The sequence below is a fragment of the Massilia sp. P2_C2 genome, from assembly GCF_056404615.1.
This window is the reverse complement of sequence record NZ_JBFUDR010000188.1, coordinates 1-12210: the sequence shown is the minus strand read 5'-3', so window position 1 is coordinate 12210 and position 12210 is coordinate 1. Positions and strand designations below refer to the sequence as shown.

11 protein-coding genes are annotated in these 12210 nt (G+C 56.0%); 2 read left to right on the top strand and 9 right to left on the bottom strand.

Annotated features, from left to right (window positions below; all coding sequences use genetic code 11):
* Nucleotides 1-89: 89 nt before the first annotated feature.
* The 7 genes from AC1DYX_RS20140 to AC1DYX_RS20110 form a co-directional block, all read right to left on the bottom strand.
* Nucleotides 90-836 (bottom strand): hypothetical protein, encoded by a 747-nt coding sequence (locus tag AC1DYX_RS20140; RefSeq protein WP_477262063.1) that lies wholly within the window; start codon nucleotides 834-836, stop codon nucleotides 90-92.
* The gene (locus AC1DYX_RS20135; RefSeq protein WP_477262061.1) at nucleotides 829-1605 is read right to left on the bottom strand and encodes a hypothetical protein; all 777 of its coding nucleotides are present in this window, start codon (nucleotides 1603-1605) and stop codon (nucleotides 829-831) included. The genes AC1DYX_RS20140 and AC1DYX_RS20135 overlap by 8 nt, the downstream gene beginning before the upstream one ends.
* A gap of 3 nt (nucleotides 1606-1608) precedes the next feature.
* Nucleotides 1609-3432, bottom strand: a complete 1824-nt coding sequence (locus tag AC1DYX_RS20130) for a hypothetical protein (RefSeq protein ID WP_477262059.1) — start codon at nucleotides 3430-3432, stop codon at nucleotides 1609-1611.
* A gap of 690 nt (nucleotides 3433-4122) precedes the next feature.
* Nucleotides 4123-4392 (bottom strand): type II restriction endonuclease, encoded by a 270-nt coding sequence (locus AC1DYX_RS20125; protein WP_477262057.1) that lies wholly within the window; start codon nucleotides 4390-4392, stop codon nucleotides 4123-4125.
* 34 nt (nucleotides 4393-4426) lie between these two features.
* Nucleotides 4427-5982, bottom strand: a protein-coding gene (locus tag AC1DYX_RS20120; protein ID WP_477262055.1) for an IS3 family transposase whose coding sequence is annotated in 2 segments (ribosomal slippage) — nucleotides 4427-5511 and nucleotides 5511-5982 — 1557 coding nt in all. Because the reading frame shifts where the segments join, the coding sequence is not laid out codon by codon here.
* Nucleotides 5979-7058, bottom strand: a complete 1080-nt coding sequence (locus AC1DYX_RS20115; RefSeq protein WP_477262053.1) for a type II restriction endonuclease — start codon at nucleotides 7056-7058, stop codon at nucleotides 5979-5981. Before AC1DYX_RS20115 ends, AC1DYX_RS20120 begins: the two co-directional genes overlap by 4 nt.
* Nucleotides 7055-7819 carry an HNH endonuclease gene (locus AC1DYX_RS20110; RefSeq protein ID WP_477262051.1) on the bottom strand — a complete coding sequence of 255 codons (765 nt, stop codon included), beginning with the start codon at nucleotides 7817-7819 and terminating at the stop codon, nucleotides 7055-7057. The genes AC1DYX_RS20115 and AC1DYX_RS20110 overlap by 4 nt, the downstream gene beginning before the upstream one ends.
* Nucleotides 7820-8402: 583 nt before the next feature.
* On the opposite strand from AC1DYX_RS20110, the gene dcm reads away from it, so the two are divergent.
* Nucleotides 8403-9791, top strand: a complete 1389-nt coding sequence (gene dcm, locus AC1DYX_RS20105) for a DNA (cytosine-5-)-methyltransferase (RefSeq protein WP_477262049.1) — start codon at nucleotides 8403-8405, stop codon at nucleotides 9789-9791.
* A gap of 446 nt (nucleotides 9792-10237) precedes the next feature.
* On the top strand, nucleotides 10238-10762 hold the full coding sequence (locus AC1DYX_RS20100) for a very short patch repair endonuclease (protein ID WP_477262065.1): 525 nt from the start codon (nucleotides 10238-10240) through the stop codon (nucleotides 10760-10762).
* A gap of 83 nt (nucleotides 10763-10845) precedes the next feature.
* On the opposite strand, the gene AC1DYX_RS20095 is transcribed toward AC1DYX_RS20100, so the two are convergent.
* Together AC1DYX_RS20095 and AC1DYX_RS20090 are read right to left on the bottom strand one after the other, a co-directional pair.
* Nucleotides 10846-11361: a hypothetical protein gene (locus tag AC1DYX_RS20095; protein WP_477262047.1), complete on the bottom strand. Its 516-nt coding sequence runs from the start codon at nucleotides 11359-11361 to the stop codon at nucleotides 10846-10848.
* A gap of 487 nt (nucleotides 11362-11848) precedes the next feature.
* On the bottom strand, nucleotides 11849-12210 hold a 362-nt coding region (locus AC1DYX_RS20090), incomplete at its 5' end, for a hypothetical protein (protein ID WP_477262045.1).

Here is a 12210-nt window from a genome sequence, read left to right as displayed (position 1 = left end):
AAATAGGCCACCCTCGGGTGGCCTATTTTTTTGTTGCATGGCGGAGAGAAGCAGGGCACCTACGGGTCCTGCGCGCTCGCCAAGCTTGGTCAGGAGCTGCCTACACTAGGTGTATCAACCTTAGGCAGAAACTTGTGGAATTCTTGCGGCAGAAGGCCGAGAAACTGTTCTGGCGTACAGGACTGGATGTCGTAGGTCAGCTCCAGCTGCTGAATAAAGGCCGTGAGACGCCGTGGCGATCCCGCTCCCTTACTGGCCGCGCCACGTTTAGGTTTTGCGGTCAACGGATCGAAATACAAACGGTATGCAGAAGCAATGACGGTCCGGTTGCCGAGCACCTGCTGGCTTGCCGTTAGTGTTTCCTCAATATCGCTTCTTATTCCCCGCGCATTGGAAAACAGGACCTGTGCATTTTCTCCATGATCAAGGACGGCAAGCCAAGGCGTGCGCACGAGATGTTTATAGTACCGGAGGTAGTCGTATTTTCCCTCAAGAAGGTACAATTCCTGGCGCAGCAACCTGCGCGTACCGTCGGCTTCCTTCCGGCAGACCGAGTCAAAGAAGAACAAGGTCAGCCAGTTCCAGAGCCGGTTGTCACGCGAGATCCGGTGCCGGTCGAGCGGAGCGAGAACCTTTACGAGATAGCTTCCAAGCTCGTAACGGTCCGTAAAAATGCGGTTCTCTATTCCGATTTGGGGGAGGAGCGGCTCCGAGGTTGTACTGTCCGTGAGCAAGCTGGCAGGCACGGCTTCGGTCGAACCGGCCCTGACCCTACCGAGAAATTCCCTGAAGCGTGCGATACCAGCCTCGTTAAGGAGTCGTACTGTGTTATTCACCGTGATCTCCCTCGACGCCGGCTTTCGCCTTATCACCGAACCGCTTTATGTCGACGAAGGCGCCAAGCGCATTCGAGATGATGACCTGAAGCTCGTCCGGATCCGGTTCGCCGTCTTCCGGCGGGAGGATATTCGGGCCACACAGGTTTTCAAGAAAGCATTTCCATTCTCCGACCCATTCCGCGTCGCTGAACTCGTCGGAGCCCAGCATCGTCTGAAGGACAGCCTGCATTGCCGAAGGCAGGATCGCTCCCTGTAGAAGGGGATCGTTCAGCAGCTGCTCCCTGAGCCCCGGGATCTGGTTGTTGAGGACGAGGCGTGGACGTTCCGTTCTGCCGATCTCGACTTTCCATACGGCCTGCCCGAGATCCTTCAGGACAAGCGGAAAAATCGACCGGGTTGGCTGCTCTTCCTCACCTTCTTGGCCAGCCGGCCGGACCTCTTCGGCCGAAGCGAGAAGCATCCCGATTTCGCCGGATTCGTCCACGACCTTGATGCGGAAAAGCACGTTGCCTGGGTCAACATCGACAAGCGTTGTATCGGCTGGCTGCTCGACAGCGCCTGCTGTTCCGAACGCAAACCTCATCGAAGTACTCGCGACATATGGCTCGACGTAGACCCGCGCGCCGGCCGGGAGCTTCCATGCCGCCGGGATCTCGATGCGTGCGCTAAAACGTGGAGGTCGTCCGTTCTCTTGGCTGACGAGAGCAATACTGACGTGCTCGGATGTCAGCGTGTGCCGATTTGTATAGTTCAGTCTTCTCTTCACCGCTTACCTCGCTGCCTTGACTATCAGATCTCGACGGCCGTCAAAACCTTGAAGTTCGACGCTGAAGTCTTTTAACCGGACGTTCACCGTGACCTCGTTGGCGGCCGTGACAGTGCAGTCGGCTCCCGAGGTGGCGATGGCGATCTGCTTCGTGTTCAGGTCGAAATCGTAGGGGCTGAATTTGGCGAACGGATCACCCCGCGCGACATCGTAGGCTGCCTTTATTTTCAGCTCAAAAGGCAGATTATCCTCGGCCAGCCCGGCGCCGTGGCATACTATGAAGCCTCCGGCTGTACGCTCGATCCGGTACCATGGCTTTGGCCCTGACGGAAACGGCGGCGGAACGGGCGCAACAGGTGGCCGCGGCCCGCGGGTTCTTTGCTGTTTCACTTCGCTTGGGTCGCTGATACTGAACAGGTCTTTCAGTGCGTCCGGCTCGACCGTTTCAACGGCCTGCATCAGGGCGTTTTGCAGCCTGTTCAGGCTGTTGCGGACCTCACGCAGCCTGGCCGCTGCGTTTTTCCAGTTCTTCAGCTTGTCGGCCTGTCCGTTCCACTTGGTGTGGGCCGGGTTCTCGGCATCACCCAGGAACGAGGTGATGCCCTCGTCGGTGGCAATCAGTGCCCCAAGTGTCTGGCGCGGCGAAAAGTAGCGTGCCTCGTCGGGCACGGTAATCGCGCCGCGCACGTAGAGAGCCCGCCCGCGGCTGCCGTCCGGTGTCTTTCTCAGAAAGAGGTCGAGGTGTGTTTCACACGCCTCACCGGTTTTGCGCCTGAGCGTGAGTGGCGCACGTACATGCACAAGGCCATCGGTCGCGAGTCTCGTACGAAGCTTTTCCAGAACAGCTAGTTCGAGCGCCTGTTCGATCGAATCCGTCCAGCATGCGCCCAAGACGGCATCCGGCTTTCCGGCCAGGTGCAGTTCGCGGACGAACAAAACCAAGCTGGTATTGGCTTCTGGGCTCCCCCAGCCGTACTTTGCCGATACCGCATCAAACGTCGCTTCCGAAATCTCCTCCCCTCCGACCTCGACCGTTAGACGCCCGGTCAGGATGGGGAAGAAGTAGTTCTGCAGCACCTCCGGAACAAGTGCGTTTTCCGTTATCTGCGGCAGTACGAACGGAACCGCGACCGAAAGTCCGGGCTCAGTGTCGCGCGTGATCCGACAGGCCCTGCGAAACGCCTGGACGGCCGCGGGAGCGGATTCCGGCAGCTGCAGGCCGGTACTGCTCGGCACCGCGAAGAACACATGGGGGGCGTAGGCCCTGCCGTCGACCTCGCGGTTCGCAAGTACCGCCTGTCCCATCAGCAATGGAGTGCGTTCCGGGTCATCATGCCTTACGGTCAAACCAAAAAAAGTCTGGATCTGCGAGGCACTGGAAAAGACCAGCTTGCCTAGACCCCAGCGTCCTCCGGCGGTGCCGCCTTTTGTCGAGCGTCCGATCCTGCGCCAGAAATTATTGAAAGGGCGCTTGTCTTTCCGGTCCGTAAAATCTCCGGTAAGCCCGGTGGTCCCGAAATCCTCGACCAGCAGAATGCGGGGCATGCCGAGGTCAATGTTCGCCAGATCGATGCCGCTGGCTTTTAGGTGTGGCACCAGCCCCGCGAACAGGTTCATGAAATAGCTGCGGTTCTCCGGAGTCGGTTGGACTATAGTGAGACGTGTCCGGACTGGCCGGCCGGGGGCGGCAGGCGCATCAAGGGAATTCTGATGTGGCTCGCGCACCAGCGTTGCCACCAGCGTCACCTCATCGGTGTTGAACTGGTCACGCTGCGTGACTTCCTGTTCGACCTCGTCGTCGTGCTGTTCCCTGCAAAGGATCTGCATTGCTCTTCCGCTTGAAATGGAAAGACGTGCTTTTTATGYCGGTGTGTCCACTGGCTGCCGAACGCGGCGGTATGCTCATCACACGTCCGCAGGCTATATCACTCGACCGGGCCTGTGGTGACCAGCGTTTGACTGATCACCATATATTTCCAATAATAAATTTCAGGTTCTTTGAAAGCAATAGGTTGCTGCTGAATTTTGGAGACAACATGGCTGCTGTGTTGTTGAAATGTGTAGTTGACGGCCGTTACTGAACAACGTCGGTCCGCGACCGTTAAAGCAGAAATGCCGGCCGGTTGCGTGCGTCAACAGCAGGTGCCACCTCCAGGGCACGTCGGCCGTGGCTCAGGCTTGTAAAAGGACCGAAAGTATATGGACAAGTCGTGCCGGCGGCAGGGAGTATATGTCTGCTTCGGACCCGAAACACTGTGGTCACACGGGCGCCGTCCGTTCTGGCGCTTATGTCGGCGACAGGCAACAGAGTAGAGCCACGCGCGGGGATTCGGGCGGGTTACGCTTGCAAGCGCAACCCGCCCCATTCGCTACGTTGCCGCCGCGCAGCGGCGGTGCGCGCCTCGCGCGCATAACAAAAAATCAGATCAGCCCGCGCCAACCTTATCAATCTTCCCACCGTCAAACAATGTCACTACAGCCTAGCGATCGCATGGGTTTGGAAGCTTCGCACGATTGTCAGGCGAACAGATCAGCTTTGATGCCTGTGTTTCCCTGTTTTGCCAGCACAAGCGTAATAAATTCGCCAATATCCATCAGCCATTTACGCTGTTCCACACTGAACGTTTCATGGAGTTGCCGCGGTACAACGAGCTGAACACCTTTTTCGGTCATCTCATCGGTCTGCTGGCGTGAAATTGCGGTCTCAAGTGTTAACAGGTGCTTTTCCGGTATACGGTCCGCCTCGGCAAGTATTTGCCGCCAGCGATCCTTACAGGTGGACTTCACGGCCGGCGTTTGTCAACCTAGTTGTCGCGTCACCTCAAGCAGCCTGCTTTAATGCTTCTGGCCGAATCCGTTCCGGATTCAACCAGACTTGATCGTCGAGTTTCCAGTTCCGGATGTCCCGCGACCAGCGCTGCGGGTTGTGGTTTCTGGCCTCGCGATACACCTGCTCGCGGCGCTTCAGAATCGCCGCGTCCTGCCCGCAGTGGCGCTGCGCCGGGGTCACGAACTTCAGGCCGCTGTGCTTGTGATCCTGGTTATACCAGCGCACGAATTTCTGCGTCCATGCCTGCGCCTCTTCCAGGCTTCCAAACGGTTTGCCCGGGTAGTCCGGACGGTATTTGMAGGTCCTGAACAGCGACTCCGCATAAGCATTGTCGTTGCTCACGCGTGGCCGGCTGAACGATGGTGCCACGCCCAACTGCTCCAGCGTGGCCAGCATGGTGGAGCCCTTCATGGCACTGCCGTTGTCCGAATGGAGCACCAGCGGACGACCAGCCAGCCCCTCGGCCAGGCTGGTCCTTCGCATCAGCCGTGAGGCCAGCTCCGCCGATTCCGCCACATGTACCTCATGGCCGACGATCTTGCGGCTGAAAATGTCGAGCACCATGTACCAGTAATAAAACTGGCCCTTGATCGCGGCCGGCAGCCATGTGATGTCCCAGCTCCACACCTGGTTCGGACCGGAAGCGCAATGGCTCGTCACCACGCGTTCGCAAGCCTTCTTCGCCCGGCCGCGGTGATGCTGCTGCGACGCTGCTTTCAGGACGCGGTAGAAGCTCGATTCCGACGCCACATACACACCCCGATCGGCCAGCGCCGGCACGATCTGGCTTGGCGGCAGGCTGGCGAATTCCTCACTGTTGGCAACGGCCAGAATCTCGGCACGCTCGCCCTCGCTCAGCTTGTTGGCGGGCTCGGGCCGCACGGCGCTTGAGCGGCTATCGGCCACCACGGCGGCATCGCCGTCGCGCACCCAACGCTGGAAGGTCCGCAGGGTGATGCCCAGCTCGTTGCACGCTGGCGCAAGCCGGCAACCGCCCCCCTGCGCTTCACGGATCAACTCGACACATAACAGGCGATCTGGGGTGCTGATCAGTCTTCCTCTTTGTCCCCCCAGATCGCCTGGACTTTTTTTCGCAGAACCAGCAACGCTGCCGTCTCGGCCAACGCCTTCTCCTTGCGCTGCAACTCCTTCTCCAACTGCCGGATGCGCTTCTTGTCCTCTTTCGACTGTGCCTGCTGGGTCTTCGTCTGCTGGGCCGCGCTCGCATTGGCCGACATGCAGGCGGCGCGCCACGCGCCGATTTGCTCCGGGAACAAGCCTTTGCGACGGCAATACTCCGCCAGTTCGCTTGCGTTCAACGTCGCCGTTTCCAGAACCACGGCAAACTTGTCCTCTGACGACCATTCCTCAGCATTTTTTCCACTACCTGGCACTGGCATTCCTTGGTTACGAAGTTGACGGCGCCAAGTATAAAGGGTCTGTTCCGTGATCCCGCTCTCGCGCGCCAACTCCGACACCGGCCTGTTCTGCGGCGGCATCATCTGCCGCAGCAGCGCTTCTTTCCGTTCCGCTGAATACTGCTTCACTCCATCTCTCTTGCCCGTCCCCGAKACTGTTTTACTTCATCAGGTGACGCGACAACTATTCTGACACCGGGGGCGGCTAACATTGTAAGCAGACTCATATCGAAGTCTGTGTTGTGATACTCGCCGCTGCCCGGAAAGAGGAAATCAGGTTTCGAGCGGTTTTCGGTAACAGCGGTCCGGGAAAAATGGATGCCGTGTGCAGCCAGTAGAACTTCGATATGATTTTCAAATGCCAGCCCGACACGGCTCTTACGCCGGTTTTGTACCGATAGCGAGAACTGTAGAAAGCCTTCGACATCGACGCTACCACCATCAGCGATGAATCCGCCAGCCAGACGGTCCGCAATAATGTGTCTTTCAAGTGTGCGGAAGAGGATTTCCTCGCGTTCCATCCAGGCCATTAGGGTCGCGTCAGGGGCGCCGAGTGGTTCGGTATCCGGCAAGGTGGATCGGGCGAAAGCCGAGAATTCCTTGGTTGAGGGGAAGCGTGCACCAAACCGGTCGAGCAGCAATGCGAGATAGTCGGGGGCTGTTGACTCGACTGCAATCCCGATGCGTTCCAGGATGAGGCGGGAGGTTAATTCAACCCGGTCACGTTCTTCTTCAAGCCYTGACTTGACGAGAAAGCCCTGTTGAGCGGCCTGTCCAATGCCAAACAGCCATGCGATCTGGTTTGCGGCACTTGAGCCATTCCCAGCAATGATGACTAAAAGACGCCCATCCTGTTGTAAACCAATGACGAGCAGATCGCCGGCCGCTGCGGCTTCGGACACGCGTGTGGTGGGAAAGTAAAGTCGGTATTCCCAGCGCTTCACGCCGCGTTCAAGGCGTGCCTTCTGCCGCGCGTCGTACCAGGTAAGACTGCCTTCCTCTACAACGGCAGCGTCGTCRTCTTCGCCAAGATATATCAGTGTGGCGTCATACCGTTCTTTGCCTGAGGGTTCGCCCAGTAACGTGCGTAGTCCTTCGACGCCATTGAATTCGTGTTGGTTCGACGCAAGAATGTCCGCCTCGACACTGCTGAGACGTTTCGCGGCAATGCCTTGGAAATACTGCGACAGATAACCCGGCTTCACGGCTGGTCTCCAGTGTTGATGGCTTCGATATGCGCCAATGCAGCCGCAACCTGGTGGGCGCCACGAATACCGTGGTGCATCTCGCGGTGACATGAGGGGCAAAGGGCCGCTACATTGACCAGCGTATCGGCCCCACCTTTCGATAACGGGACAAGATGGTGGACCTCCAAATATGGCGTCCCATCATCGCGCAGGAAAAGTTCCCGCGAACAGGTTGGCACCTCACAGCGATTACCTGCGCGTAGCAGGGCTGCAGCCACAACATAGGGGTTACGCACGAACTCCATGCGCGTCGTGCTGCGGCGCGGTGCAGGGCCGGCCGTGGCAGCCGCGTGCGCATGGACCACGTTGGCGGGTAGCGAGCGGATCAATCCTTTCGCGACAGCCAGATCATCATTGAGCCCGCCGGCCTTAAGCGCGTAGACAGTTGAGCCGATGTTTCCAATAACGAGATTGTCGCCCGGCTGCAGCCATTCACTGATCAGCTGACGGCCCATTCGGGGTTCCGGTGTGCGCTTTGCCCGTTTTGAGCGCTTCGCGAGATAATAACTGGCTGCAACGGATTCAACAACGGGGTCAGCCCAGACGGTCATAGTGATGAGCTTGTCCGGATCGGAGCTGTTTTTCGCAGGAGGGAAACCAGCTGCCTCGACCGCCTTACGCTGGCCAGCGTTTGGGAYATAGGCACTCTTCACCTTGTCGGTTTTGGTGACGGTTTTTATGCCCCAGTTGTCAAATAGCATACCCCAGTCTACTGCCATGTTGTTCCTGTCAATCCGTTCACTTCATACTGATCGCGGTCTGGATCGCGATATTCAGATTATTTTAGCTCGGAAAGTTTCCTGTGTGTAATTATTTGCGGCATCTGTGGCGATTCCCGAAATACACGCGGAATGCCTTCGGCGAGGATACGTTCCGGTTACGGTAGACCGCATGAATCGGATGACGTGGCTGGTGAGCCCTTCAGGTGTGCTGGTAGCAGAGCTCGGCACCTGTGTGTCGTGGCGAAGGGAGAGAGGACATTGCAGCCGAAGCAAACCTGTTAATATGCATGCAGCATGGTAACTGGTCATCAGCCAGCACGATGTGTTCACTGCATCCGGCGCGTTGGGGACCGGCAAGGTAAGCCAGCCGCATGCCATGCAGCGCTGCCCTGGATGGCGTTAACTGGTCCACGCCTAGACATCCAGCGGCGAGGACGGCGGGAGCGCCCAGCGGCTTCTGTGGTTTCGGTAGCATTCGTGCCGCTACTACTGGAGAGACTGTGTTAACATCCAGTATAATGCTGAGTTTTCGTCTGCCCGTCACGAATGGGGTTGGCGTACGACAGGAATCGGGTTGCAAATGTCTGAACTAAATACCACGTCGTCTGAACGCGACAACCTGCGGCTTCTCAGGAAGGCGTCGGAAAGCTATGAGCTAAAGTTTATAGCCGAGCATCTCAACGAGGTTTCACCGGGCATGTGGACACGCGAAATGCTGAAGTGTTGCTTGAACGAAAAGCAACCCCTTCAGCTAAGCGATGCGGAGTTCCACCACCTGCAGTCTCTGCTTCCTGAGGCGCCACCTCTCGACAAGACATATGATTTCGACTTCATCGACCTGTTTGCTGGCATTGGCGGAATCCGCAAAGGTTTTGAGCATGCTGGTGGACGGTGCGTTTTTACGAGCGAGTGGAATCCTTTTGCAGTCCGTACGTACAAGGCCAACCACTACTCGGATGAGAGCTTCCATACGTTCAATGAGGACATCCGCGAAGTCACCTTGAGTGCGAAACTGGATGTTCCTGAGGAGGAAGCCTACCGGCACATCAATGAGAAGATTCCTGATCACGATGTGTTACTGGCGGGCTTTCCGTGCCAGCCATTCTCGATTGYTGGTGTATCCAAGAAGAACTCGCTTGGCCGTAAACATGGATTCGAGTGTGACACTCAAGGTACGTTGTTCTTCGACGTTGCGCGCATCATTGCCGCCAAACGTCCGACTGCTTTCGTGCTTGAGAACGTTAAAAACCTGAAGAGTCACGACAAGGGCAAGACATTTCGGGTGATCATGGCTGCGCTTGATGAGTTGGGTTATTGGGTTGCTGATGCTGACGCGAGCGGCGTACCGGATCCGAAGATTATTGATGGCGCACATTTTGTTCCCCAACATCGCGAACGGATTGTGCTGGTTGGATTCCGCAAGGATCTAGGGGTACATGAAGGGTTTACACTGCGGGACATTATCGACGAGTACCCGAAAAAGAAGCCGACGCTGGGCGATATTCTTGACCGAGAGGTTGACCCGGCTTATATCCTTACACCGAAGCTTTGGGAGTACCTGTTCAATTACTCAATCAAACACAAGGCAAAAGGTAACGGTTTTGGCTATGGCTTGGTGAGCGCAAATCATGTTACCCGTACGCTTTCAGCACGCTACCACAAGGACGGCTCGGAAATTCTTATTGATCGTGGCTTCGACCCATCGCTCGACCTACATCATGAGCAAAATATGAAAAATCGCCCTCGCCGTTTGACGCCCCGCGAGTGTGCTCGTCTGATGGGATATGATGGCCCTGGCGAGTCTACGTTCCGCATCCCGGTATCCGATACGCAGGCCTACCGCCAGTTCGGCAATTCTGTTGTGGTGCCAGTATTTTCGGCAGTGGCTCGTCTCATGAAGGAACGAATTGTTAACGGCAAACGCATTCAGAACGAGCGACAGGCTGCTGAGGGCAGACTGGCTGCCTGACACCATGAGTGTTTGAGCATAAGGCGGCCAAGAGACAGGGAGCGGAAGCTCGTTAAGCTATGACGGCCGTAGGCGGACCTCCTTGTGGCCGCATAGGACACACCGTGAATTTCGCTCCCCTGGAAATAGAAGCGGTCTGAATCCGCAGCATGACGCTTGGCCGGCATTCGGCCTTTCAGCGCACATTATTTTCCCAATAGCCCTACAAAGACGTCGCCGAGTTCCTGTCTTGGGATGATCGGAACGGCCTGTTTCCTGCTGGATGGCGATACGAATATCGCGTCCGCATTAGCATGAGTCGCACGTAGAGATAGCTCGCTGCGGGAGCATTCACGCTGATCTACCCATCCGCGCGGTCTACCAGCGATTCGCATCGCTGGCAAAGGCTGCGCCGTAACACCGTTAGCTGGCGTATGATGCCCAGAGAACTGTTTCTGAAGCAATCAATGGTTGATATTGTAGACAGCGCCACCCGAAGCCGTATGATGTCGGGCATCCGGGGCCGTGACACAAAGCCTGAAAAACTGATCCGTAGCCTGCTTCATCGCAGAGGATTCCGGTTTCGTGTCAATCGCCGCGATCTCCCTGGCAAGCCTGATATCGTGTTTCCAAGAAAGCATGCTGTCATTCTTGTGCATGGCTGTTTTTGGCATGGGCACGATTGCGCTCTTTTTCGTTTGCCGGGCACTCGCACCGAATTCTGGGCAGAGAAAATCGCTGGCAACCGCAGCAACGATGCCCGTGTGAAGCAGGCCTTGCTGGATGCCGGCTGGCGCGTGGGTACGGTCTGGGAATGCGCTCTGCGCGGACGTGATCGTGACATTCCCGGCGTTGTCGATGCGCTCGTAGAATGGCTCAACGGTGACGCGCTGACGCTGGAAGTGCGTGGCGCGCCAGTGCCCGCCAAGTCAGCATCGGTGCGAGGTGCCGGTACGCGAGAAACAGCGGAACCTCGACATTTTCCACTTTGAAGGCGGACGCGCGATCAGGTGCGCGTCTMCAGCGCAAGGTAACGCTGAACCATGAGGTGTATGGCGTTATTAGATCACTGCATTCATTTATATCGAACCTCGACACCGCACCAAGTCGACTTAAGATCGGCTCTTGAAACTACGCCGCCCCAAGGGAAGTCGAACACGTCGGCTCCTAATGATGTCGATGAAGGCGAGCTCTCCAGTTGCTTCGAGAGCATCGCTGTCAGCGTTTTCTTCTCGGCTAGGAGGTCTTTCTCCGTGGCATCATAACCTAGAGCGGCCACCTTGCTCTGTTCAAGCGTCAGCGTGACTCCGTGTACGACTTCTCTAAAGAATCTGATACCGGCCACGAAGCGCTGCCCCCACAACTGAATTGAAACCGGACCACACACGACGAAATCCGGGGCAGACTTTTGGGCGGTCATGTGCTGGCCAAGGCCACGGTCGAATTCCGAGCGTGCAAGTCCAGGGAAGGCCAGCACTTGATCATCGGTGCGCAAGACACCGTCGCCTGAAGAAAAGTGGCTGTTCAATGGTTTCATTTTGAGAATTTCATGATTGGGCTGCTGGTCAATTTCGGGTTGTCGCCATTTCAATGAAGTGCTCGATTCCTGCGGCGGTTCCTAACCCAGTGATTAATATTTTCCGCTAGCTGATTCTTCAATGGCATGTACTAACTTTCTAGAAAGTAGAGCCATGGTCTCTCATAGGAGAAAACGTGACTTTACTCGCTAGAAGGTTAGTAATAGACAATCACAGGCAACATCTTCGTTATCAAAATATTGGATGCCTGTCCTTGTGCCGCGTTCAGAGTAATACGCAATCCATTTGCCGTTTTCGTAATCTAGGCAAAGTTTTTCATTAGGCAATCCGCCTTCTAGTGAATAGTAAGACCGCGATATGTCCTTGTTAATTAAAATGGAACGCAACTCATCTTTCTTCATCTTTTGGATAGATTAATTTTTGTTAAGACTCCAGCTTTCTAAGGCTATTGTCCTTTCTGGAAGCTGTATTGAATTCGATTTCCTTCATGGTTAAACCACGGGGTTGCGCGTAATTKCGCCAAGGTAATTCGTTTTTTTGTTAAATGGTAGACCAATCGATCGTCTCTTTCTCACCTGTTAATCGAAAAATAAAGTAGTTGGCCGCATGGAATTCATTTGAAAATATCGCTACATCAAAATTCGTTCCGCGTTCGGCAGTAAATACCAACCACAAATCATTTATCTTCTGAATAATTAGTTCGCCAAATCCGGCTGTGACTTGCCTACCGAGGCCGTATTCATCTCTGTTGACCCCCTTTGTGTCAAGAAACTGTCGAACTTTGTCGAGCAGCGGCTCGATTGCTACTGCATTTGGGTGAGGCTTTTCAAAGTCGAATCCTGGTAACTCAATAAACATGAACTTCTCCTTAAGTGACGAGAAGCAATTAACTGCCCTACTAG